The sequence below is a fragment of the Arthrobacter sp. ZGTC412 genome (assembly GCF_002929215.1).
Taxonomy (GTDB): domain Bacteria; phylum Actinomycetota; class Actinomycetes; order Actinomycetales; family Micrococcaceae; genus Arthrobacter.
On record NZ_PJII01000001.1, the window covers coordinates 572,575 to 594,840 of the forward strand.

The 22,266-nt window shown below is 65.8% G+C and carries 20 protein-coding genes and 1 pseudogene; 9 read left to right on the forward strand and 12 right to left on the reverse strand.

The window, feature by feature from the left end; all coding sequences use genetic code 11:
• Window positions 1-302: 302 nt before the first annotated feature.
• Together CXQ88_RS02715 and CXQ88_RS02720 are read right to left on the reverse strand one after the other, a co-directional pair.
• Window positions 303-2,486, reverse strand: a complete 2,184-nt coding sequence (locus CXQ88_RS02715) for a DEAD/DEAH box helicase (RefSeq protein ID WP_104042595.1) — start codon at window positions 2,484-2,486, stop codon at window positions 303-305.
• A 406-nt stretch (window positions 2,487-2,892) separates the two neighbouring features.
• Window positions 2,893-3,546, reverse strand: coding sequence for an MOSC domain-containing protein (locus tag CXQ88_RS02720; protein WP_104042596.1), 654 nt, complete (start codon window positions 3,544-3,546; stop codon window positions 2,893-2,895).
• Window positions 3,547-3,715: 169 nt separating this feature from the next.
• Between CXQ88_RS02720 and CXQ88_RS02725 the strand changes: the two genes are divergently transcribed.
• Genes CXQ88_RS02725 through CXQ88_RS02735 form a run of 3 tightly spaced genes read left to right on the forward strand, consistent with a single transcriptional unit; the run spans window position 3,716 to window position 7,117 of the window.
• Window positions 3,716-4,351: a Tat pathway signal protein gene (locus tag CXQ88_RS02725; RefSeq protein WP_104042597.1), complete on the forward strand. Its 636-nt coding sequence runs from the start codon at window positions 3,716-3,718 to the stop codon at window positions 4,349-4,351.
• Window positions 4,352-4,353: 2 nt separating this feature from the next.
• Window positions 4,354-5,565 carry a glutathionylspermidine synthase family protein gene (locus CXQ88_RS02730; protein WP_104042598.1) on the forward strand — a complete coding sequence of 404 codons (1,212 nt, stop codon included), beginning with the start codon at window positions 4,354-4,356 and terminating at the stop codon, window positions 5,563-5,565.
• Between the two features lie 13 nt (window positions 5,566-5,578).
• Window positions 5,579-7,117 carry an APC family permease gene (locus CXQ88_RS02735; protein ID WP_104042599.1) on the forward strand — a complete coding sequence of 513 codons (1,539 nt, stop codon included), beginning with the start codon at window positions 5,579-5,581 and terminating at the stop codon, window positions 7,115-7,117.
• 70 nt (window positions 7,118-7,187) lie between these two features.
• Here the strand turns inward: CXQ88_RS02735 and CXQ88_RS02740 are convergent, their stop codons facing one another.
• Genes CXQ88_RS02740 through CXQ88_RS02765 form a run of 6 tightly spaced genes read right to left on the reverse strand, consistent with a single transcriptional unit; the run spans window position 7,188 to window position 12,986 of the window.
• On the reverse strand, window positions 7,188-7,958 hold the full coding sequence (locus tag CXQ88_RS02740) for an SDR family oxidoreductase (protein ID WP_104042600.1): 771 nt from the start codon (window positions 7,956-7,958) through the stop codon (window positions 7,188-7,190).
• Between the two features lie 35 nt (window positions 7,959-7,993).
• Window positions 7,994-9,397, reverse strand: coding sequence for an MFS transporter (locus tag CXQ88_RS02745; RefSeq protein ID WP_258061658.1), 1,404 nt, complete (start codon window positions 9,395-9,397; stop codon window positions 7,994-7,996).
• Complete coding sequence (locus tag CXQ88_RS02750) at window positions 9,394-9,918, reverse strand: winged helix-turn-helix transcriptional regulator (protein WP_104042601.1); 525 nt, start codon at window positions 9,916-9,918, stop codon at window positions 9,394-9,396. Before CXQ88_RS02750 ends, CXQ88_RS02745 begins: the two co-directional genes overlap by 4 nt.
• 49 nt (window positions 9,919-9,967) lie before the next feature.
• Window positions 9,968-11,131: a cystathionine gamma-synthase gene (locus tag CXQ88_RS02755; RefSeq protein ID WP_104042602.1), complete on the reverse strand. Its 1,164-nt coding sequence runs from the start codon at window positions 11,129-11,131 to the stop codon at window positions 9,968-9,970.
• Window positions 11,132-11,157: 26 nt separating this feature from the next.
• Entirely contained in the window at window positions 11,158-12,543 is a 1,386-nt protein-coding gene (locus tag CXQ88_RS02760; RefSeq protein ID WP_104042603.1) for a cystathionine beta-synthase, read from the reverse strand.
• A gap of 35 nt (window positions 12,544-12,578) precedes the next feature.
• Entirely contained in the window at window positions 12,579-12,986 is a 408-nt protein-coding gene (locus tag CXQ88_RS02765) for a VOC family protein (RefSeq protein ID WP_104042604.1), read from the reverse strand.
• A 155-nt stretch (window positions 12,987-13,141) separates the two neighbouring features.
• On the opposite strand from CXQ88_RS02765, the gene CXQ88_RS02770 reads away from it, so the two are divergent.
• The 3 genes and pseudogenes from CXQ88_RS02770 to CXQ88_RS02780 all read left to right on the forward strand — a co-directional run bounded on the left by CXQ88_RS02770 (window position 13,142) and on the right by CXQ88_RS02780 (window position 16,021).
• Window positions 13,142-14,125, forward strand: a complete 984-nt coding sequence (locus CXQ88_RS02770) for a DNA-3-methyladenine glycosylase family protein (RefSeq protein WP_104042605.1) — start codon at window positions 13,142-13,144, stop codon at window positions 14,123-14,125.
• 119 nt (window positions 14,126-14,244) lie between these two features.
• Window positions 14,245-15,212 (forward strand): annotated as a pseudogene (locus CXQ88_RS02775) (ATP-binding cassette domain-containing protein).
• The gene (locus CXQ88_RS02780; protein WP_104042606.1) at window positions 15,212-16,021 is read left to right on the forward strand and encodes an ABC transporter permease; all 810 of its coding nucleotides are present in this window, start codon (window positions 15,212-15,214) and stop codon (window positions 16,019-16,021) included. The pseudogene CXQ88_RS02775 and the gene CXQ88_RS02780 overlap by 1 nt, the downstream one beginning before the upstream one ends.
• A gap of 39 nt (window positions 16,022-16,060) precedes the next feature.
• Here the strand turns inward: CXQ88_RS02780 and CXQ88_RS02785 are convergent, their stop codons facing one another.
• Window positions 16,061-17,767, reverse strand: a complete 1,707-nt coding sequence (locus CXQ88_RS02785; protein WP_104042607.1) for an AMP-binding protein — start codon at window positions 17,765-17,767, stop codon at window positions 16,061-16,063.
• Between the two features lie 113 nt (window positions 17,768-17,880).
• On the opposite strand from CXQ88_RS02785, the gene CXQ88_RS02790 reads away from it, so the two are divergent.
• A complete protein-coding gene (locus CXQ88_RS02790) occupies window positions 17,881-18,159 on the forward strand; it encodes a putative quinol monooxygenase (RefSeq protein WP_104042608.1) in 279 nt (92 codons plus the stop codon).
• A gap of 78 nt (window positions 18,160-18,237) precedes the next feature.
• On the opposite strand, the gene CXQ88_RS02795 is transcribed toward CXQ88_RS02790, so the two are convergent.
• Window positions 18,238-18,651, reverse strand: coding sequence for a thioredoxin family protein (locus tag CXQ88_RS02795; protein ID WP_104042609.1), 414 nt, complete (start codon window positions 18,649-18,651; stop codon window positions 18,238-18,240).
• Between the two features lie 123 nt (window positions 18,652-18,774).
• Entirely contained in the window at window positions 18,775-19,320 is a 546-nt protein-coding gene (locus CXQ88_RS02800; protein ID WP_104042610.1) for an acyl-CoA thioesterase, read from the reverse strand.
• A gap of 79 nt (window positions 19,321-19,399) precedes the next feature.
• Here CXQ88_RS02800 and CXQ88_RS02805 point away from each other — a divergent pair, with 79 nt between their 5' ends.
• Together CXQ88_RS02805 and CXQ88_RS02810 are read left to right on the forward strand one after the other, a co-directional pair.
• The gene (locus tag CXQ88_RS02805) at window positions 19,400-20,131 is read left to right on the forward strand and encodes a potassium channel family protein (RefSeq protein WP_104042611.1); all 732 of its coding nucleotides are present in this window, start codon (window positions 19,400-19,402) and stop codon (window positions 20,129-20,131) included.
• A gap of 356 nt (window positions 20,132-20,487) precedes the next feature.
• On the forward strand, window positions 20,488-21,528 hold the full coding sequence (locus CXQ88_RS02810) for a LysM peptidoglycan-binding domain-containing protein (RefSeq protein WP_104042612.1): 1,041 nt from the start codon (window positions 20,488-20,490) through the stop codon (window positions 21,526-21,528).
• 146 nt (window positions 21,529-21,674) lie between these two features.
• Here the strand turns inward: CXQ88_RS02810 and CXQ88_RS02815 are convergent, their stop codons facing one another.
• Complete coding sequence (locus CXQ88_RS02815) at window positions 21,675-22,106, reverse strand: CBS domain-containing protein (RefSeq protein ID WP_104042613.1); 432 nt, start codon at window positions 22,104-22,106, stop codon at window positions 21,675-21,677.
• Window positions 22,107-22,266 lie beyond the last annotated feature (160 nt).

Sequence of the window (22,266 nt, forward strand, 5' to 3'; positions counted from 1 at the left end):
GCGTCCGGGCAGGTCAGGAGGTATCAAAACCGTCGCCCTGCACCCCGCCAATGGCCTGGAAACGCCGGGAAATCAAGGAAAACCGAACCCTCAACGAACACAGGCGAGCCAGTGCGGGCGACCTTTTGGCGGCGCACTTGGGTTAGTGTGTCCATCCCCACACTCCCCGCGAGGTTCTGTTATCCACGTCCGGAGACGCGGGCCGCCCGGATGTCCCGGTTGTGGAAACTTCAGGCGCTTAAACGCCGGTGGGCCGGCTCGAAAGCCGGCCCACCGGGGGAACGTGTCAGACTAGCTGACGGTTACCACTTGCCCTTGCGGTTGAAGTCGCGCTGGCCGCCCTCGTTGCCGTGGCGGGGCTTGCGGGAGCCATCACCGTGGCCGCCGAAGCGGGAGTCGCTGGCCTGGCCGCGGCTGGAACCGCTGTCGGCGCCGACGCTGCGCTCTGAACGCTCGCTGTACGAACGGCCGCCACGGTCAGCAGCGCCGCGCTCGCCGTCGGACTTCCGGAACTCCTTCTTGAAGCCGCCGTTGCCCTTGAAGTTGCCGCCACGGTCGCTGCCGCCGGAGTAACCCCCACGGTCGCCGCCGCGGTTACCTTGGTAGGCGCCACGCTCGCCGGACGGCTTGCGGCCGTTATCCAACTCCAGGTGGATCAGCTCGCCGCCGATCCGGGTGCGGGACAGGGCACGCAGCTGCTCGGGGCTCAGGTCCGCCGGAAGCTCCACGAGGGAGTGGTCCGAGCGGATGTCGATGCCGCCGATCTGGGCCGAGGAGATGCCGCCCTCGTTGGCGATGGCGCCCACGATGGAGCCGGGCATAACGCGCTGGCGGCGTCCCACGGCGATCCGGTAAGTGGCGTTTCCCTCGGTGAGGGTGCGGGTCGGTCCACGTGAGCCGAAGCCGTCCTTGGCGCGTTCGCGCTTCTGGAACTCGGGAGCTGCGGGCAGTTCCTTGACGAGCAGCGGCTGGCCGCCCTGGGCCATCACGGCAAGGGCTGCAGCGATCTCCGCAGCCGGGACATTGTGCTCTTCCTCGTAGGAAGCAATGAGGTCGCGGAACGCTGAGACGTCCTCGGATGCCAGCGTCTCGGTGATCTTCTCGGCAAACTTGCCCAGGCGCAGGGTGTTCACGGACTCGGCCGTGGGCAGGTGCATCTGCTCCACCGGCTGGCGGGTGGCCTTTTCGATGGAACGCAGCAGGTACTTCTCCCGCGGCGTCATGAACAGGATGGCGTCGCCGGAACGGCCTGCACGGCCGGTGCGGCCAATGCGGTGGACGTAGGACTCGGTGTCATGCGGGATGTCGTAGTTGACCACGTGGCTGATGCGCTCCACGTCAAGGCCACGGGCTGCGACGTCGGTGGCCACCAGGATGTCGATGCGGCCTTCCTTCAGCGCGTCAACAGTGCGTTCGCGCTGCTGCTGCGGGATGTCGCCGTTGATGGCGGCAGCCTGGAAGCCCCGCGCCTTCAGCTTGTCGGCCAGGTCCTCGGTGGCCATTTTGGTGCGCACGAAGGCGATAACGCCGTCGAACTCTTCAACCTCGAGGATGCGGGTCAGAGCATCGAGCTTGTGCGGCCCCATGACCTGCAGGTACCGCTGGCGGGTATTGGCGCCCGTAGTGGTCTTGGACTTCACCGAGATCTCAGCCGGGTTGTTCAAGTACTGCTTGGACATACGGCGGATCTGGCTCGGCATGGTGGCCGAGAACAGTGCAACCTGGCGGTCCGACGGGGTCTGCTGGAAGATCTGCTCCACGTCTTCGGCGAAGCCCATGCGCAGCATTTCGTCAGCCTCGTCCAGCACCAGGTACTGGAGTTCGGAGAGGTCCAGGGAACCCTTGGAGATGTGATCGATCACGCGGCCGGGGGTACCCACAACAACCTGTGCACCGCGGCGAAGGCCGGCGAGCTGCGGGCCGTAAGCGGAGCCACCGTAAACAGGGAGGACGGTGAAGTCGTCGATGTGCTTGGCGTAGGAGGTGAAGGCTTCCGCTACCTGGAGCGCGAGCTCGCGGGTGGGAGCCAGGACCAGGGCCTGGGTCTTGCGGGACGGGCCGTTCAGGTCGTGGAGCTCTGCCAGGCGGGACAGCGCCGGTACTGCGAATGCTGCAGTCTTACCGGTGCCGGTCTGGGCGAGGCCCACCACGTCGCGGCCTTCAAGCAGCAGCGGGATGGTCGCTGCCTGGATGGGTGAAGGCTTTTCGTAGCCGACATCCTGCAGGGCAGCGAGGACACGGCCGTCGATGCCAAGGTCGGCGAACTTAACGCCCTCTTCGTCTTCCTCAGGGCTGGCTGCGGGAGCTGCGGGAACTTCCTCGGCCCTAACAGCGGGTGCGGCGGCGGCTTCTACAGAAGCTTCGGCTGCGGGGGCGGGCTCTGCTGCGGGAACAGCGGCCTCGGTGAATTCGACAGCGGCGGTTTCCGGCGTTGCCGTTTCGGCAGTTGCCGCTTCGAAGGTGGCGTCGTTTTGATTTTCGGGCATAGGAGAATATTCCTCATCCATAGGGGGCCAGGCGGCACAACCCGAGGTGAGCGGGGCCGCAGTACGTGTGCCGTGGGTGCCGGGCATACATTGACCGGCCGGTCACTTAGAAGTCCGGCGCTTTCGCAATCCCGTGGCAGGACTTCCCGCTGCATCTCTTGGCTGCTATCCCAGCAGTCTGTACAGCGTTTTCTTTAGCCGGCTCTCCCTATGAAAATGCCCGCATCGCGTTAGCGGGCCCCAACACTTGCCAGTCCTGCCTCAAGAATTGGGCAGGAATAAGGGATTTCCGGAGTGGGGGATATTTCAAGTGTAGGGCACGCACCTGTCCCAGCGGTAATTGAGGGCACGACGGCGGCGGTGACCTTGCGCACACGGCTCGCCTACCAGCCACCAGGGTGTGCGGTTACCGGCCCAGCTGCCGCTCCAGCTGCGCGAATTTCTGCCTGAACTCAGGCTGCTGCAGGCGGATCTCGCCGTCGGCCTCGGCGTCCCGCAATGCTTCCATGGACTCCCTGTCCGGTTCGCTGAACCACTTACCCACGGTGACCCCGTGCTTGGGGACGTACACCCGGTGGATATGGTCCCCCGCCCGGATGGTGCCAACACGGATCACCCGAAGGTACGCGCCTATCCGGCCTTCGCCGGTGAACCGCTTAACGAACTGGGGCTCCCCCATCCGACGCTGGAAGGTGGCGCAAGGGGTGCGGGGCGACGTCACCTCAACCTCCACGAGCCCGATCTTCCAGCGCTCCCCGATGACGGCGTCTGTGGCGTCGATCCCGGCGACGCGAAGGTTTTCCCCGAAGATCCCAGGCGGCAGCTCACGCTCGAGCTTGGCTGCCCAAAAGTCGGCGTCCACCTGCGAGTAGGCGTAGATGGCTTGGTCCGGCCCGCCGTGATGTACCCGGTTCGCCTGGATATCGCCCTGAAGGCCCAGCTTGTGCACCTTTACCGGCCCCTCCACCGCACGCTTGTCGATGGCGGTCACCCCCACACTGGAGGCATCCGGCACGAGCTGGTGGACACGGCAGACGGCGAGCACAGAGGCGGTTTCCATGGCACCAGTGTAGGTAGCCGGTGCCGCCCCAGCCGGGCATTCCGGCTATGGGAAGTTCTCCCGGGTTGCCTGCTCGCAGCAGCGGGCCGCAGGGACTACGCTGAATCGAGGATTGCAATTGGGGGTGCAGCGCTGTGCCCAATTCACGTGGACAACTGAGGGGGACGCCATGGACCCGAACAAGGATCCGGAGCACGATCCAGCCAAGGGTGACGGCCAACAGGCCGCCGCGGCCCGCGGGTCCGGTGCCACACCGGACGGCAGCCCCGCCCGGGACGCCCCCAAGCCTCCCCCGTGGCAGGTTCCCAAGCCGGAGCTGCGCCCGGACCTCCTCAACCAGCCCGTCACCCCGGTGGACCCCTTTGCCCGGGACCGCGAAAAGCAACTTGATGAGGCGGCGGCACGGAAGAAGCGCTCCCAACGGCGCACCGTCGTCGTCGGTTTGGGCGTAACCGCGCTGCTTGCGGGCACCATCACCGCCATTGTGGCCAGCAACCAGGACGACCCCGAGTACGCCCAGGTGTGTTTCAACGACGAAACCGGCGAGCGCGTGGAGGACGCCAGCTGCAACAGCTCCGCCGGGAGGGGCGGCGGCATCTATGCCTGGTATTTCTTCTCCCGCGGCGCTTACGTCCCCGCCATCGGGCAAAACCGCTCCACGGCGCCCAACTTCACCAGGACCGTACCGAGCGGGGCGAAAGCATCCACCGGGTACAGCACCCAGGGCGGAACAGTGAGCCGCGGCGGCTTTGGCACGAGCGCCAAAAGCGGTACCGGCGGCGGCGGCAAAGTCTCGGGGGGTTAGGCGTGAAGCGGAAGGTGAGCGAGCCCAGGCCCGGGTGGAAGCAGAAAATTGAAGATCAGGGCCTGGTGTTCTCCACCACCACCATGCCGGACGGCCGCAGGATTGAGTACTGGAACGAGGCCGCGTACTACGAATTCACCATGGACGAGGTGGAGACCCTTGAGGTAACGGCCGAGGACATGCACAAGATGTGCCTGGAGGCCGCCCGGTTCCTGGCCACCGGGGCCATGGGACACATCGGCATCGGCCCGCAGGCACTTGAACTGGCCGCCGAGTCGCTCCAAGCCGCCGACGTGGACGTCTACGGCCGGTTCGACTTCATCTATGACGGTCAGGGCAGCCCTGCCAAGATGCTCGAGTACAACGCGGACACTCCCACCGGCCTGATCGAAGCAGCGGTGGCCCAATGGTTCTGGCTGCAGGACGTCTTCCCGGAGAAGGACCAGTGGAACGGCATCCACGAAGCGTTGATCCGGCAATGGAAGAAGGTGCAGTTCCGCACGGGCATGAGCACACTGCACGTGGCGCATTCCGAAGTTGAGGAGTCCGGCGAGGACTGGATGACGGCCGCCTACATGCGGGATGTAGCCAGCCAGGCCGGGTGGACCACCATCGGCATCAACATGTCGGATATCGGCTGGGACCCCAACCTGAACCGCTTTGTGGACATGGATAACTTCATGATCAGCACCATGTTCAAGCTGTATCCGTGGGAGCTGATGATGAAGGAGCCATTTGGGCACCGGCTGCTGGAGCGCGCCCACAATCCCCGCTGGGTGGAACCGGCCTGGAAGATGCTGCTCTCCAACAAAGCACTCCTCGCGGCACTGTGGCACCTGTACCCGGAGCACCCCAACCTGCTGCCGGCGTACCTCAACGAGCCGGGCCCGCTTAAGGAATGGGTGGCCAAGCCCCTGCACGGCCGCGAGGGCGACAACATCAGGATCCACGCCCAGGGCATCAACCTCGAACAGCCCGGAGGGTACGGACGCGAAGGCTGGTGCTACCAGCAGTACCAACCGCTGCCCGATTTCGACGGCAACCACCCGGTCCTTGGCCTGTGGGTGGTGGACGGCGAATCCGTAGGCTGCGGAATCCGCGAATCGGACGGCCCCATTACCGATTACTTCTGCAGGTTCGTGCCCAACACCATCGACGCTGCTGCCCCGCTCTCGGCGGCGGCCCACTCAAGCAAAGCAGGTATCGCACTATGAGCCCGGTGACACTATGAGCACAGAGACCACGACGGCGGGAGGACCGGGCGGCGTGCCCGGCACCTCCGTTCCGCCCAAGGGGCTCCGCGCCGGCGTCCTGGACCTCGGCGACTCGGTCATGCTGGGCCTGGCATCAACGGCGCCGGTGTATTCGCTCGCCGCGACCCTGGGCCTTATTGTTGAGGTGAACGGGGACCACACTCCCCTGATCCTGCTGCTGGGCTTCATCCCGGTCCTGTTCATCGCCTATGCCTTCCGCGAACTCAACAGTGCCATCCCGGACTGCGGCACCACCTTCACCTGGTCCAGGCGGGCTTTCGGGCCATGGGCGGGATGGCTGGGCGGCTGGGGTGTTGCGCTTGCCGGCATCGTGGTGCTGGCCAATCTCGCGCAGGTGGCGGGCCAATACCTCTGGCTCTTGGTGAGTGACGGCTCACTGGCCGAGAACAAGGTACTGGTCACTGCCACGGGCGTGCTGTTCATCGCCGTGATGACACTGGTAAATTACCGGGGCATCCGGCTGGGCGAGCACGTCCAGCGGGTCCTGACCTACGTGCAGTACATATCGCTGGGTATCTTTGCACTTGCCATTGTTGTGGGGATCGTCAGCGGTTCAGCCCGCGGCGACACAACCATCCAGTCCTTCAATTTTGAGTGGTTCAACCCTGTTGGTGCCTTCGCAGACCCCGGCGCCGTGGTGCACGGGGTGCTGCTCGCACTCTTCATCTACTGGGGCTGGGACACCTGCCTGGCGGTCAACGAGGAAACCGAGAACCCCTCCACCACCCCAGGCCGGGGGGCCGTGATCTCCGCGTTCGTCCTGGTAGCCATCTATGTATCCGTTGCACTTCTGGTGATGATGTACGCCACCGTTGGCACTGACGGGATAGGCCTGGGTAACGAGGCCAACCAGGACGATGTGTTCCGGGCCATGAAGGACGTGGTGCTGGGACCGTGGGGCTGGCTGATCGTCGTCGCTGTCCTGGCTTCGGTGCTGTCCTCCACCCAGACCACCATCCTGCCCACTGCCCGCGGAACCCTGTCCATGGGGGTCCATGGCGCGCTGCCAGCGAAGTTCGGCGAGGTGCACGCCAAGAACCAGACGCCCGGTTTCTCCACCCAGGTCATGGGGGCCGCCGCCATTTCCTATTACGTGGCCATGAGCCTCCTGAGCGAAAACCTGCTCTCGGACTCGATCAGCGCCATCAGCCTGTTCATCGCGTTCTATTACGCCCTCACGGGATACGCCTGCTTCTGGTACTTCCGGAAAACGCTGCGTCAGTCCGCACGAAATCTGTGGTTCCGGGGCATCCTTCCGCTGGTGGGCGCGCTGCTGCTGACCGCTGCCTTCTTCATCTCCGCCGTCCAAATGTGGGACCCGGCGTACGGGGACACCCAGATCTTCGGCGTCGGGGGTGCCTTCATCAGCGGCGTGCTGCTGCTGGCCCTGGGTGTGGTTCTCGCAGTGGCCTGCCGGTTCCTCCCTGCAACCCGCGGCTATTTCACGGGGAAGGCTCCCGCCGGGCAAACCACCAGCTCCCTCCCCAAGTAGGTTGCGCTAAGTGTCGTTTTGACGGTTCAAAACGGCACTTAGCGCGTATTAGTTGGGAGCAGGGCAGTGTCTACGCGGAAAAGCCGCCGTCGGACTTGATGAGCTGGCCGGAGACCCAGCGGCCCGCGGGTGAGAGCAGGAACGCCACCGTCCCGGCGATGTCGGCAGGGGTGCCCAGGCGTCCGGTCGGCTGGCGGGCCAGGACGGCTTCCCTGATCCCGTCGTCCATCCAACCCGTATCCACCGGCCCCGGGTTCAGCACGTTGGCTGAGATGCCCTGCGGCCCCAGCTCGCGGGCGGCGGCAATCACGATTCGGTCCAGCGCCCCCTTCGAGGCGCCGTAGGGAAGGTTAAACGCTGTGTGGTCACTGGTCAGCGCAACAATCGCGCCGCCGTCGGACGTTGCCTGCCGCGCGAACCCGGCGATCAGCTGCCAGCTGGCCCGCGTGTTCACGGCAAAGTGGCGCTCGAACGATTCCAGGCTCGTGTCCAGGATGCCGGAGTCCACCGACTCGGCGTGGCTGAGCACCATCCCCTGCAGCGGACCGGCCAGCCGCACCGCTTCAGCCAGCAGCTGCTCCGGCGTTGCAGGGTCTTCAAGGTTTGCGGACACAGGATGGACGCTCGCACCGATTGCTTCCAGCTCGGCGGTCAAACGGACGACGTCATCCGACTCGCTCCCCCACGGCATCCGGGCATCGTAGTCCTGCCAGTAAGCCAGCACCAGGTCCCAGCCTTCAGCGGCAAGCTGGCGGGCGATGCCGGCGCCGATGGAGGCAAGCCGGCCCGCGCCGGTGATCAGTGCGACGTTCCGGACGGGGCCTTCGGAAGGGGTTTCCATTCGACCAGCGTACTGGCCATCCCACGGCGACCAGGTCAGGCGGCGGCACCGGCGGGAGCGGGTTCCTTGGAGCTGCCGTGCTTGCGGATCGTAGCGCTGATCACCGCCGCGATGGTGCACATGGCTGCCGCGCCGAACCACGCGTAGGTGTACTGGCCGGTGGCGTCCCTGATGGCGCCGGCGCCCAGTGCAGCCGCGGCCGCCCCGAACTGGTGGGCCGCGAATACCCAGCCAAACACCACGCTGCCGTCCGCGCCGAACGTTTCCCGGCAGATGGCCGCAGTCGGGGGCACAGTGGCCACCCAGTCGAGGCCGTAAATCACCACAAAAACGATCATGCTGGGCTGGACTTCGGCGCTCAGGAGCAGGGGAAGCACCAGCAGGCCGATCCCGCGGAACTGGTAGTAGACAGCGAGCAGGATCCTCGGGTTGAACCGGTCGGTCAGCCAGCCGGAGGCGATAGTGCCCACGATGTCGAAAATGCCGACGACGGCGAGCAGGCCGGCGGCGGTGGTTTCGGGCATGCCGTGATCGTGCGCGGAGGGGATGAAGTGGGTGCCGATCAGGCCGTTGGTGGTGGCTCCGCAGATCGCGAACCCGGCCACCAAAGCCCAGAAGGTGCGGATACGGCTGGCCCTCTTGAGGACCTGCAGGGCACGCACTGCGGCGTTCGCCCGAGGACCGGCCTCCGCAGGGGGCGTCAGTATCGCAGTTTCGCCGGCAGGTGCGGTTTCCCCGTATGGCAGCACGCCGACGTCGGCCGGGGAGTTTTTGAGGAACTTCAGCACCAACGGGACCACAGCCAGGGCGCCGGCGGCGATCAGCAGGGAAGCCTGCCGCCAGCCCGGGTCCTGGGCCAGCATGGCGATGAACGGCAGGAAGACCAGTTGCCCGGCGGCGCTCCCCGCCGTAAGGATGCCGATCACCAGCCCGCGGCTCTTGACGAACCAGGTGTTGGCGATCGTGGCGGCGAAGACCAGTGCCATGGAGCCCGTGCCGAGCCCGATCAGCAGGCCCCAGGTCAGCAGGATCTGCCAGGCCTGGTTCACCAGCACGGTAAGGGCGCTGCCTGCGCCGATCAGCACCAGCGCGGTGGCCGTTACGGCCCGGATGCCGAACCGCTCCATCAGCGCAGCCGCGAACGGTGCCGTCAGCCCAAAGAGGACCAGATTGATGCTGACTGCTGCCGACAAAACGGTGGTGGACCAGCCGAACTCCTGCTGCAGCGGCACCATCAGGACCCCGGGCGCGGCGCGGAACCCGGCGGCGCCGACCAGGGCAAGGAAGGCCACGGCGGCCACAATCCAGGCGGGGTGGAAGCGCCGGGGACGGGAAGGTGCGGGAACACCGACGGACCCGTGCCTGGCAGTTCCGCCGGCGGCGGCCGGGCTGGCGTCCGCGGCGGGTTGGTTGACGTCTACCGTGCGGTCGGCGCTCATGCGGCTGCCCCCTTCTTTCCTTCGGAGGACGGCACCGCAGCGGTGGCCAGCTCCACGGGCGCCTTGGTCCTTGTTTGGCTGTGCCAGCTCGTGTTGGCGGCGGTCAGCCGTTCACCGCACCCCGTGCAGGTATCCGCGGAGCTGGTGCGCTGCCCGCAGCCGGAGTGGATGACGTACATGTGCGCCTGCTCCGATGGAGCCGGCAGGTGTTTCTCCGCCCAGATGGTGACCGCGTTCAGCACCGGGAGGGCGTCTTCGCCCTTGGGTGTGAGGACGTACTCGCTCCTGGTGCGGCCGCCGTCGTCGTAGGCCCTTTTGGTCAGCAGCCCGGATTCCACGAGGTTTGCCAGGCGCTTGGTGAGGACGGAGTCGGCCACTTCCAGCCGGGCCTTCATGGCGTCGAAGCGGCCTATCCCAAAGAACACCTCCCGGAGCACGAGGATGGACCAGGGATCGCCAAGAACATTCAGGCCGCGGGCCATGCTGCAGTTGCGCCGGGACCAGTCTGATCGGAGTGCCATACCGGCACCCTAGCTGGCTTTCTTCAAGAAAGCCAGTATCCGAAGGAGTTCAGGGGATGGAGGAGAAGGCCTGGTCGAGGTCAGCCACCAGGTCCTCCACGTCCTCGATGCCGCAGGACAGGCGGAGCAGGTTCACCGGAACAGCCAGTTCCGTACCCTTGACCGACGCGTGGGTCATCTCGGACGGGTAGTTCATCAGCGATTCAATGCCGCCCAGGGACTCCGCCAGGGTGAACACGGAGGTGGCTTCAGCCACCTTCCGGGCGGCCGCTTCACCGCCCTTGAACTGGACTGAAACCATGCCGCCGAAGCTCCGCATCTGCTTCCTGGCCAGCTCGTGGCCGGGGTGGGACGGCAGCCCCGGGTAGAGGACGGCTTCAACCTCGGGGCGTTCCAGCAGCCATTCCGCTACGGCCTGGCCGTTGAGGCTGTGCCGGTCCATCCGCACACCCAGCGTTTTGAGGCCGCGCGTGGTAAGGAAGGCGTCCATTGGACCCGAGACGGCGCCTACGGCGAACTGCACAAAGCCGATCTTTTCGGCCAGTTCAGCATCCTTGACCACCACGGCCCCGCCCACCACGTCCGAGTGCCCGCCAATGTACTTGGTGGTGGAGTGCACCACGATGTCGGCACCCAGCGCGAGCGGCGTCTGCAGGTAGGGCGAAGCGAAGGTGTTGTCCACCACCAGGAGGGCGCCGGCGTCGTGCGCCACCGCAGCGAGGGCCTCAATGTCCGTGATCTTCATCAGCGGGTTGGACGGCGTCTCCACCCAGACGAAGCGGGTTTTGTTGGCGGCGACGGCCTTGGTGACGGCGTCGAGATCGGCCATGTCCACCGGGGTGTTGCCGATCCCCCAGTCGCCCAGCACCCGGCTGATCAAGCGGTAGGTGCCGCCGTAGGCGTCGTTGCCCAGCACAATGTGGTCCCCGGGGCGGGTGAGGGCGCGGATGAGGGAGTCCTCGGCCGCCAGTCCGGAGCTGAAGCTGTAGGCGTGGGTGCCGCCTTCAAGCGCAGCAAGCTGTTCCTGCAGCGCGTCACGGGTGGGGTTGCCGCCGCGGCCGTATTCATAGCCGTCCCGCAGTACCCCGATGCCGTCTTGGGCGTAGGTGGAGCTGAAGTGCAGCGGCGGCACAACGGCCCCGGTGCGGGGCTCAAAAGCCTGGCCGGCGTGTACGGCGCGGGTGTTGAAACCCTGGTTCTTCGATACGGACATGATGCTCCTTTACGGCGGTGTTGCTGTCAGTTGCTGAGGTAGGCCAGCAGGTCGTGCCGGGTCAGGATGCCCACCGGTGCGCCCACGAACGTCACCATCACGGTGTCCACATCCGAGAGCAGCTCCCTCGCGGCCGAGATGGTTTCGAGCGAACCGATGACAGGCAGCTTGGGGCCCATGTGCTCGGAGATTTTGTCCGTCAGCTTGGCTTCGCCGCGGAACAGCTTGGCCGTGAGGGTGCGCTCATCCACCGCGCCGAGCACCTCGCCCATCACCACCGGAGGCTCCTGGGACAGGACCGGGATGTGGCTGACGCCGAACTCGTTCATGATGTTGATGACATCGCGGACGGACTCATTGGGGTGGATGTGCACCAGGTCCGGCAGCTCGCCGTTCTTGGAACTGATGACCTCACCCACGGAGGTCTCCTCGCCGCCCGCGAGGAAGCCGTAGGACCGCATCCACTGGTCATTGAAAATTTTGGCGAGGTAGCCGCGGCCTGAGTCAGGAAGGATTACGACGACGACGGCGGACTCCGGCAGGTCCCGCGCCACCTGCAGCGCGGCCACCACAGCCATACCCGAGGATCCGCCCACCAGCAGGCCCTCCTCGCGGGCGAGGCGGCGGGTCATGGCGAACGAGTCGGCGTCGGTGACGGCAATGACCTGGTCCGGGACGGACTTGTCGTAGTTCGCCGGCCACATGTCCTCCCCCACGCCCTCCACGAAGTAGGGGCGTCCTGTGCCGCCTGAGTAGACCGAACCTTCGGGGTCCGCGCCGATGATCCGGACCACCCCGCCGTCGGGTGCCGGCCTGTCCGCCGAAACTTCCTTGAGGAAGCGGCCCGTGCCGGTGATGGTGCCGCCGGTGCCGGCGCCGATGACGCAGTGCGTGATCCTGCCGTCGGTATCGCGCCAGATCTCCGGGCCGGTGGTCTGGTAGTGGCTGCCGGGTGCTGCGGGGTTGGAGAACTGGTCCGGCTTGTACGCGCCGGGCGTCTCCCGGACCAGCCGGTCCGAGACGCCGTAGTAGCTTTGCGGGCTGTCCGGCGGGACGGCGGTGGGGGTCACTACCACTTCGGCTCCGTAAGCCTCCAGGACGGCCCGCTTGTCCTCACCCACCTTGTCCGGCACCACAAAGATGCACTTGTAGCCCTTTTGCTGGGCCACAAGTGCCAGGCCCACGCCCGTGTTGCCGGACGTGGGCTCAATGATGGTGCCGCCGGGCTGCAGCTTGCCGTCCCGCTCCGCGTCCTCGACCATCTTGGCCGCGATGCGGTCCTTGATGGATCCGCCGGGGTTCAGGTACTCCAGCTTGACCAGGACTGTGGCTTTGATGCCCTCCGTCACGTGGTTGAGTTTGATGAGCGGGGTATTGCCGATGAGGTCCAGGACGGACTGGGCGTACTTCATGAGTACAAAGCTACCGCTTTCACAGGCGCAATCCCCTACCCGGCGGCCTGCGCCTGCTGGTCAGCGGGAAGGTTCTCCCAGAGGCCCATCACGTTGCCTTCGGTGTCCTTGAAATATGCGAAGGAGCCCATCCCCGGGATGGTTTCCTTCGGCCTCACCACCGCGCCGCCCAAAGACTCCACTGTCTTCAGGGTGGCCTCGATGTCCTCCACGTCCACGGTGATCACGGGGTTGGACAGGTCCGCCTCCCGCGCCATCAGGCCGCCGTTGATGGCGCCTGCTTCTGTGGGTTGTCCCGTGGACTCGTCCATGGGCGTGGTGACCACCATGTTGTAGTCCATGCCCGGTACGGGGTCGATCCGCCAGCCGAGGGCCTCCTTGTAGAAGCTCCTGGCCCTCTCCTGATCGTCCGCGGGGATTTCGAAATGCACTACTCCACCCATCGTTTTCCTCCTGGTTTTTCGAGCTTGCGGGCGCGGTGTTTCCGCACCACAGGCAGGAGTCTAGTCCCCGGATGCCCGCGGGATAAGGCCCGGAATAAGCGCCGCCGATCCATCCCGGCGGGTGCTTTGTCACCCCGCCGTGGGACGATTGCTGCATGACAATCGCAGAGGCACCCCCGCGGCTGGCAGCCGCCGCGGACGCCTCGCTCCGGTGGTATCCGGGCGGCCCTTATGACTTGGCCCAAACTCTCGGCCCGCTCCTGCGCGGCAACAGCGATCCGTCCTTCAGTGTCCAAGGCAGTGTCATCTGGAATGCCTTCACCACCGAGGAGGGCCCCGCCACCGTGCGGTTCACTCCGGCCGGCAGCGGCGGGATGGAGCACCGGGTGGACGTGCAGGCGTGGGGCCCAGGTGCCGGCGCGGCCATCGAGTCAGTCCCGCGGCTCCTGGGGGCGGAGGACGACTGGCAAGGCTTTGACGAGCCGGCGTTCCACGCCACGCTCCCCCGCATGGTGCGGGAAGCCCGACGGCGAAGCCTGGCCCTGCGGCTTCCCTCCAGCGGGCGGGTGGTCGACCAACTCGTGCCGATCATCCTGGAACAGAAAGTAACAGTGATCGAGGCACGCCGGGCCTACCGTTACCTCCTGCACCGCTACGGCTCCCCTGCACCCCAGGCCGGATCCCTGGCTCCCGCTGGGCTGCTGGTGGCACCCACTGCCGCCCAGTGGCTGCAGGTTCCCAGCTGGGAGTGGCACAGGGCAGGAGTGGGGCCGCAGCGCTCGGCAACGGTCATGCGGGCGCTGCGCGCCGGCGTCGCGCTTGAACGGCTGGCAGCGCTGCCGGCTGTGGAAGCGGCGGCGAAAATGCAGACCATCCCGGGCATCGGCATTTGGACCGCGGCGGAGGTGGTCCAGCGTACCCACGGCTGCCCGGACTCCATCTCGGTGGGCGACTATCACCTCGCCGCCTATGTTGGGGCTGCCCTGACGGGGCGGCGGACGGACGACGCCGGCATGCTCCGCCTGCTCGCTCCGTGGCAAGGGCACCGCCAGCGGGTGGTGCGGATGATCCAAAGCAGTGGCTTCCGCAAACCCACCTTCGGCCCCCGGATGACCATCCAGGACCACCGCCGGCACTGACACCGCGGGACGGCGTGAGCCGGTGCGGTTTTCCGTGGACTTGCGCCTGCGATCGGGTATAGCGTGGCGCTGGGAGCCCGTTCCAGAGCCCCGGTGAGCCGAATCCTCTGGAGTCACCCATGATCCACACGGACAAACTAACAAAGACTTTCACCGTCAAAAAGGAAACAGTAGAAGCCGTCAAGGGCGTCAACATCGACGTTGCCCCCGGCGAACTGGTGGCATTCCTCGGCCCGAACGGCGCCGGCAAGTCCACCACGCTGCGCATGCTCACCACCCTGCTTCGGCCCACTTCGGGGACCGCCTTGGTGGCCGGCACGGACGTCACCGCCGACCCCGCCGGGGTTCGGGCGCGGATTGGCTACATCGGCCAGGGCAACGGCGGTGGCCACAGCTTCCGGGTCATTGACGAGCTGGTGATGCAGGGCCGTTTTTACGGCATGAACTCCGCGGACGCCATGGCCCGGGCGCAGGAGCTCCTGAAGTCCCTCGACCTGGCGGACCTCGCCAAGCGGACCGTCATCAAATTGTCCGGCGGGCAGCGGCGCAGGATGGACGTGGCACTGGGCCTGATGCATTCTCCGCGGCTGCTCTTCCTCGACGAACCGTCCACCGGAATGGACCCGCAGAACCGGGCCAACCTGTGGGAGCACATCATGCGCATGCGGGAGGAGCACGGCACCACAATTGTCTTACCACGCACTACATGGACGAGGCGGATTCCATGTCCGAGCGGGTGATCATCATTGACCACGGGCAGATCATCGCCGATGACACTGCCGCCCGGTTGAAGGCAAACCTTGCCGGCGACCTGCTCGCCGTCGAGGTCGCAGCGGGAAGCGCCTCCGGGGTTCGCGGGCTGCTGGGCCGCGCCGCGGCCGGCGGGGAGGTCAACGAAAATTCGTACGACGGCGTGGTCCGCTTCCTCCTCCGGCTCCCGGAGGGCGCGCGGCTGGCTCCCGCGCTCCTGAAAGAGATGCACGATGCCGGCGCTCCCGCCCAGTCCCTGGAGCTGAAGCCGCCAACGTTGGACGACGTGTTCCTGGAACTCACCGGCCGCAACCTGAGGGAAGGGGCAAACCGCTGATGGCCACACAAACCGCCACAGCCGGGGTCCGCGAAAAGCCGGGCCTGGGCCAGGTCCTGCATGACACCCGGTTCGTGTTCTGGCGTGAGATGCTGCTGCCGCTCCGCGACCCGTTCTCGCTGATCTTTTCGCTGATCCAGCCTTTGGTGTTCCTGGGGCTGTTTGGCCCGCTGCTGGGAGCGGCCGTGGGCGCACCGGCCTTCGGGGGCCAGTCGACGCTGCAGTGGTTCCTGCCCGGTGTGGTGGTGATGATTGCCTTGTTCGGCACGTCCATGACCGGCTCCAACCTGCAGTACGAGCTGATGACGGGTTCGTACGAGCGGATCCTGGCCACACCGTTGTCCCGGTCGTCACTGATGATCGGCCGGGCCCTGAAGGAGTGGGCGCCGCTGGTGGTTCAGGGGCTGCTGATCGCCGTGGTCTGCATCCCGTTCGGTTTTGTCTTCTACCCGCTGCATGTCCTGTTCGGGCTGGTGATCCTGGGGATCTTCGGGATCGGGGTCGGCGCGCTGTCCTATGCGCTGGCACTCGTTTCGCAGAACAAGGAGTGGATCTTCTGGGGTGTGCAGCAGACGCTACTGTTTCCGCTGATGATCCTCTCCGGGATCATGCTTCCCATCGAGGCCGGTCCTGCTTGGATGAAGACCGCCAGCCTCTTTAACCCGCTGACCTACCTGGTGAACGCGGAACGGGAGCTGTTCGCCGGCAGCGTCGGGACCGACACCCTCCTGGGCCTGCTCGCCGCTTCGGTGACTGCCGCCGTCGGACTGGTGGTGGGTGTCCGGGCCATCAACCGCAACATCCGCTAAAACCGGCAGGGCCCCCGGCAGCCCGCGAGGCACCTGCGCTCAAAGCCCCAGCCTGGCCACGGCTTCCTCCCGCATCTCCACCTTCCGGACCTTCCCGGACACGGTCATGGGGAAGCTCGCCCGGACGTCCACGTAGCGGGGAATTTTGAAGTGGGCGAGCTTGCCCCGGCAGAAGTCCGCAACGGCAGCGGCGTCCAGCGGTTCGGCGCCGGGCCTAAGGATGATGCACGCCATCAGTTCCTCCCCGTACTTGGTGTCGGGAACGCCGATCACCTGCACGTCCTGGATGGACGGGTGCGTGTAGAGGAACTCCTCGATTTCCCGCGGATAGATGTTCTCCCCGCCCCGGATCACCATGTCCTTGATGCGGCCCTCCACCACCACGTAGCCGTCTTCATCCATCCGGGCGAGGTCGCCGGTGTGCATCCAGCTTTCTGGGTCGATGGTCTCTGCGGTTTTGTCCGGCTGGTTCCAGTAGCCGTCCATCACCGCGTAGCCCCGGGTGCACAGCTCCCCGATCTGCCCGCGCTCGAGGATGTCCCCCGAACCCGGGTCCACGATCTTGCTCTCCAGATGCGGCATGGTCCGGCCCACGGTCTGCGTGCGGTGCTGCAGGGTGTCACCGTCCCGGGTCATGGTGGACACCGGCGACGTTTCGGTCATGCCGTAGCAAATGGCCACGTCCCGCATGTTCATCTCGGAGATGACGCGGTTCATCACCTCGATGGGACAGGTCGATCCCGCCATTACACCCGTGCGAAGCGTGGACAGGTCGTAGGAGGCAAAGTCCGGCAGCGCGAGCTCGGCGATGAACATGGTGGGCACTCCGTACAGGGACGTGCCGCCAAAGTCCTGCACCGCTTCCAGCACCGCGGCGGGGTTGAAGCCGCGGCCTGGGATGATCGTCGCTGCCCCGTGGCTCAGTGCGTTGAGGTTGCCGATCACCATGCCGAAGCAGTGGTAGAACGGCACGGGGATCACCACGCGGTCGTGCTCCGTGTAGCCGAGCAGCTCCCCTATCGAGTAGCCGTTGTTGAGGATGTTGTGGTGCGTCAGCGTGGCGCCTTTGGGGAAACCTGTGGTCCCGGAGGTGTACTGCAGGTTGATGGGATCGTGCGGGCTGAGTTCAGCCATGCGGGCCCGCAGCCCTGAATGCCCGACGTCGTCCGCCCGCCTCAGCAGCTCGGCGTACGTCAGTTCCGCGTCGCTTAGCGGAACGCCGGCGTCGAGCCAATCCCCGCCGGGGCCTTGCCCGTCTGGCCCTTCCCAGCCCGGCACGGGCAGAAACACAAGTTCACGCAGGTTAGGGCACTCCGCGAGCGCGCGGCGCGCCATGCCCACGTAATCGCTGTTCCGGTCCGAAGGGGCCGCGACCAGCATCCGCATGCCGTTTTGCTTCACCACAAACTCAAGTTCATGGCTGCGGTAGGCGGGGTTCACATTGACAAGGATGGCGCCGGCCTTGGCCGTGGCGTACTGCAGCAGCGTCCACTCGGCGCAGTTGGGGCTCCAGATCCCCACCCGGTCCCCCTTGGTGATACCCAGGGCGAGGAGGGCACGCGCCAGCCGGTCGACGTCGTCGTTCATCTTGGTGTAGCTCCACCGCCGCGCGTCCGCGCCCGGCACCGGGGCGGCCTCGATCAGGGCGTCGTGGAAAGGGAACCTTGCCACCACCCGCTCAAAGTTCCCGCCGACGGTCTCCTCGAGAAGCGGAACATCAGTGTCCCCGGCTGTGTAAGCACGCATGATGGCACGCTACCAAGCGGCCCCCGGCAAGAGAAGCACCTAGAAACGCAAAAGTCCGGTGGCGGGCGTAAACAGCACCGGGACTGCAGGCGGCGGCCGGTATTGTGAAATTCATGAGTTCACCCATTGACCTGCAGGCAACGTTCATTCCCAACGACGGCGAGTTTTACCGTGTGAAGCTGGCCCTCGAAATCGCCATCGACGAGGTGGTGAACGAGCCCGGCTGCATCCGTTACGAGCTCACGGAAGCCACGGAGGAGAAACTGGTCCTTACCGAGCAGTGGGCGTCGGAGGAGGACCTGGCCAAGCACTCCAAAGGCATCGCGGTCCAGGACCTGAACGAATCCCTGAGCGCGCTGCTGGCCGAGCCCGTCAAGCTGGAACGCCTCTGACGTCCGGCCTTTAACCACGGCTTAAAACAAGGCAGCGCCCTCCTCTTGGAGGGCGCTGCCTTGAAATTTAAGGAATGGTTACGCTTCGGGAATCTGTGTGCCGTCCTGCGGGCCCGCTGCGGCAGCGGCTTCTTCCCGCTGGCGCGCCACGTGGGCGTGGACCTCGTCCATGTCCAGTGCCTTGACAGCGTCAACAACCTGTTCGAGCTGCAGTGAGTTCAGGGCGCCGGGCTGTGAGAACACCAGCACTTTTTCGCGGAAAGCCATCAGGGTGGGAATGGAGGAGATGCCTGCCTCGGCGGCGAGCTGCTGCTCAGCCTCGGTGTCCACCTTGGTAAAGAGGACGTCAGGGTGCTTCTCTGAGACTGTGGAGTATGTGGGTCCGAACTGCTTGCAGGGGCCGCACCATTCTGCCCAGAAATCCACCAGGACAATGTCGTTGCCCTCGATGGTCGATGCGAACTGTTCACCAGTGATGTCAACGGTAGCCATGCGTCAACGGTACGCGTGGAGGCGCGGGATGTCGCGGCCGTAGCCGTTTGTTCGCTCCACGCGTCATTGGGAATAACCCGCCCGCCCACATATACAGCAGCTCGGGCCCCGCCCTGGGGAACGCTAGCCCCAGGCGTGCGGCGCAGGCGTCCGGCTGCCGGGAAGGGCGCTGGAAGCGCGCCACTCGTGGACCCAATCGGGAAGCACCAGGTCCGCGGACGGCTGGCCGAACTCCCGCAGGATGTCCTCCTGGCTGACAGGCCTCCCCTTGTGAACCAGCCGGGTTGCGATGTGGGCGCGGGCGTAGATCTCGCCGTCGGCCACCATGCGCTGCTCGAAATAGATGGCCTTGGCGTCCAGGCCGATGATGCGGGTTTCGATGGTGTACTGCTGCCACAACTGAAGGGACTTCCGGAAGGCGATGGTTTCCGCGGCGACCACCGGCCCCCAGCCCCGGCGCCGCATCCGTTTCCATACGCCGCTCCGGGTCATCAGGTCGAACCGGCCCAGGTCCATCAGGGAAAGGTACATGCCGTTGTTGACGTGCATGGCGATGTCGATGTCCGTGGGCAGCACCCGCAATGGCAGCGAAGAACTCTCCCAAACGGTCAGCGGCGGGCGGCGGGAAGAGGTGAAGAGCAGCAGGAGGGTACGAAACAGCAGGTGCATGCCATCATGTTACCTGCGGGTAACTTAGGGAGGAATTAGGGCGCGAAACGGCGCGGCCCGTCCGCGTAGGATTTCCTGCATGACCCAACAACGCTACCGGGACCTGGCGGATTGGCCGCTCACAATGACGGCGCTCATCTTCCTGGCAGCGTATGCGTCACAGGTGATCGGCCGCATCGAAGGCAGCGGGGCCCTGTGGCTTGAAGCCGTGATGTGGGCTACCTGGGGCATCTTTGCCGTGGACTACATAGCCAACCTCTGGCTGGCGGATGACCGGAGCAGCTGGTTCTTCCGGAATTTGCATGAACTGCTTGTTGTGGCCCTGCCGTTCTTTCGGCCGCTGCGCCTGCTCCGGCTGGTGACGCTGCTGTCCGTACTGCACCGGACCCTGGGCGACACGCTCCGGGGACGCGTGGTCACATACGTGGCAGGGTCGGCCACGATGCTGGTGTTTGTGGGCGCACTCGCCGTCCTTGACGTTGAACAGTCCGCCCCGGACGCCAAGATCGTCACCTTTGGCGATGCCCTGTGGTGGGCCATGACCACCATCACCACTGTTGGCTACGGGGACATGTACCCCGTGACCACCATCGGACGAATGGTCGCGGCCGCCCTCATGATGAGCGGCATCGCCGTCCTGGGCGTGGTCACAGCCTCCATCGCTTCCTGGCTGGTCCAGCGCGTGGAGGACACCGCTGAAGCCGTGGCCGATGCTGAGGAGCCGGTCCGTGCCGAGCTGGCAGAACTGGTGGCGGAAATGGCTTTGCTCCGCCGCGAAATCGCCCAGCTGAAGGACCAGCACAGCCGCTAGTTGAGCCTGTCCCGGCGGTAAGTAGGAGGTCGGTACCGGATTGAGTATCCGAGCCGAAGCGCCCAAGTACCGGGCCAAAATATTCGGGTAATCCCTACTGGTGCCCGTGCCGTCCGCACTTCCTAGACTCGGGATTCCTAGGATCGAACAAGTGCTGGCCTGTCCACCGGATGGCTTCCGGATGGCAGTGCCTCCTCGCGGAGCTTCCGTATTTTCTGGGTATGCGGACGCCTCCTTCGTGTGCCGATGGCGGCCCGGCCTGAAACGGGGCCGCCGGCGCATCACACCGCGTCCGTCCCGCCTTCGCTTGCGGCGCCTGCAGCTGCCTGGCTGGACCGAACCCCGATGGGCGACCCATGAACCAGCCGAACTTTGAAGCCACAGATCCGCCAAGCCGCAGTTTCGCCACCGATGTCCCACGGTCTGACCTGACAGTCGGCCTGCCCACCATCAGCAACAAGTTGTGGGCCGGCATGGCCACCGTTGCCGTGGTGGCGGCCGTCGGGGTCGGGGCGCTCGCCGCACCGGCCACCTCCCTGCTGCAGGGTACGACGGCGGCTGCTCCCGTTGCCGAGGCGGCCCCCGAAGCAGCGGCCGGCGCTGAAGCCGCGGGCCAGGCTGCCCCCGGCGGCGATGCCGGCACCTCTTCCGGCGCTGGCCAGGAGCAGGCGCCCGCAGCTGCACCTGCGGCCGCGCCGCCTGCCGCGGAAACGCCGGCGAAGGCAACTCCCGCACCACCCGCCGTCGAGCCTGCACCCGCCCCTAAGCCGCCTCCCGCAGCACCTGCGGCGGATTCCAACCGGTACACCGTGGCGCCCGGCGACACCGTAGGCGCCATCGCGGGCAGGTTCGGGGTGGACATGAACGCAATGCTCGCAGCCAACGGGCTAAACGCCTTCAGCATCATCGTTCCAGGACAAACACTGGTTCTGACCGGTCCAGCCGTAGCCGTAGCCGAGGCGGCACCTGTCCCCGCCAGCGCTCCGGCACCGGAATCGGCGCCGGCACCGGCACCTGCGCCCGCTCCTGCTCCCGCCGCTGCTCCCGCCCCGGTTCCGGCAGCTCCCGCAATCCGTACCATTTACGTGGCCGGCGCCGGCGGGCAGTCCATGGTGGACGCCTGCATCGGACCCATCCACTACACCCCCAACGACGGCTACTCGCTCTTCATCACCGAACACGACTTCTGCGGCGGCTGGGCGCGCTTCTCCGGAATCGGAGTGGGTGAGAAAGTCAGCATCCCGGGCTACGGAACCTACACGGCAACGGCCAGGGGCCAGGTACCCAACCCGGGAACCACCAACGACGTCATCGCAGTTTTCGGTGGTTTCCCGCGGGCAATCCTGCAAACCTGCATCCCGGGCACCAGCCAGATGCTCCTGATCGCGCTGAACTGACGATGCTGAAGCGGCCGGGGCTGAACCGACCCAGTTGAACCGGCTGGCCGGCGGGCTGTAGCGGGTTCCTAAGCTTGTCCGCGCACGAAGTAACGCCACGGAGCGGACTCCGTGGCGTTGGTTGCAATTCCTTGCGAAATTTCCGGTTAGGCGTTCGTCCGCTTGCGTTCCGAGATGTGCTCCACGAGCTCACCCACACGCTGTTCGGAGTAGTTGCGGGCGATGTCTCCCTGGCTGATAATGCCTACCAACTTGTGGTCGGCGATGACGGGAAGCCGCCGGACCTGGCGGGTCTCCATCATCTCGATGGCGGCGTCCACGTTCGCATCGGCGTCAATCCAGAATGGCTTGCCCGAGGCGAGGTCACGGGCCATCATTTCGCGGGGATCGCGTCCGGCGGCTACGCACTTGAGCACGATGTCGCGGTCGGTGATCATGCCCCTCAACTTGCCGTCGTCACCACAGATCGGCAACGATCCGCAGTCCAGATCCAACATCATCCGGGCGGCATCGGCGAGGGACTGGTTTTCCTTAATACACTGCGCGTCCGTAGTCATGAATTCACGTACGGCACTCATTGGTCCTCCTTTATCGATTCTTTGATCGACGCAGGGCATCGGGGCACGTGCGCCGATGTTGCCAGCCTACGCCCGGCCAGGGCCGGTGTCGACGGCGGCTTGCCAGCCTTTCGGGGCGTTTCAACGAGGCCTGGAAACACAAAAAAACCTCCGGAACCAT

Coding starts and splice junctions, on each gene's coding strand:
- CXQ88_RS02715 (WP_104042595.1), bottom strand. CDS start 2,486: ATGCCCGAAAATCAAAACGACGCCACCTTCGAAGCGGCAACTGCCGAA.
- CXQ88_RS02720 (WP_104042596.1), bottom strand. CDS start 3,546: ATGGAAACCGCCTCTGTGCTCGCCGTCTGCCGTGTCCACCAGCTCGTG.
- CXQ88_RS02725 (WP_104042597.1), top strand. CDS start 3,716: ATGGACCCGAACAAGGATCCGGAGCACGATCCAGCCAAGGGTGACGGC.
- CXQ88_RS02735 (WP_104042599.1), top strand. CDS start 5,579: ATGAGCACAGAGACCACGACGGCGGGAGGACCGGGCGGCGTGCCCGGC.
- CXQ88_RS02740 (WP_104042600.1), bottom strand. CDS start 7,958: ATGGAAACCCCTTCCGAAGGCCCCGTCCGGAACGTCGCACTGATCACC.
- CXQ88_RS02745 (WP_258061658.1), bottom strand. CDS start 9,397: ATGAGCGCCGACCGCACGGTAGACGTCAACCAACCCGCCGCGGACGCC.
- CXQ88_RS02750 (WP_104042601.1), bottom strand. CDS start 9,918: ATGGCACTCCGATCAGACTGGTCCCGGCGCAACTGCAGCATGGCCCGC.
- CXQ88_RS02755 (WP_104042602.1), bottom strand. CDS start 11,131: ATGTCCGTATCGAAGAACCAGGGTTTCAACACCCGCGCCGTACACGCC.
- CXQ88_RS02760 (WP_104042603.1), bottom strand. CDS start 12,543: ATGAAGTACGCCCAGTCCGTCCTGGACCTCATCGGCAATACCCCGCTC.
- CXQ88_RS02765 (WP_104042604.1), bottom strand. CDS start 12,986: ATGGGTGGAGTAGTGCATTTCGAAATCCCCGCGGACGATCAGGAGAGG.
- CXQ88_RS02770 (WP_104042605.1), top strand. CDS start 13,142: ATGACAATCGCAGAGGCACCCCCGCGGCTGGCAGCCGCCGCGGACGCC.
- CXQ88_RS02780 (WP_104042606.1), top strand. CDS start 15,212: ATGGCCACACAAACCGCCACAGCCGGGGTCCGCGAAAAGCCGGGCCTG.
- CXQ88_RS02785 (WP_104042607.1), bottom strand. CDS start 17,767: ATGCGTGCTTACACAGCCGGGGACACTGATGTTCCGCTTCTCGAGGAG.
- CXQ88_RS02790 (WP_104042608.1), top strand. CDS start 17,881: ATGAGTTCACCCATTGACCTGCAGGCAACGTTCATTCCCAACGACGGC.
- CXQ88_RS02795 (WP_104042609.1), bottom strand. CDS start 18,651: ATGGCTACCGTTGACATCACTGGTGAACAGTTCGCATCGACCATCGAG.
- CXQ88_RS02800 (WP_104042610.1), bottom strand. CDS start 19,320: ATGCACCTGCTGTTTCGTACCCTCCTGCTGCTCTTCACCTCTTCCCGC.
- CXQ88_RS02805 (WP_104042611.1), top strand. CDS start 19,400: ATGACCCAACAACGCTACCGGGACCTGGCGGATTGGCCGCTCACAATG.
- CXQ88_RS02810 (WP_104042612.1), top strand. CDS start 20,488: ATGAACCAGCCGAACTTTGAAGCCACAGATCCGCCAAGCCGCAGTTTC.
- CXQ88_RS02815 (WP_104042613.1), bottom strand. CDS start 22,106: ATGAGTGCCGTACGTGAATTCATGACTACGGACGCGCAGTGTATTAAG.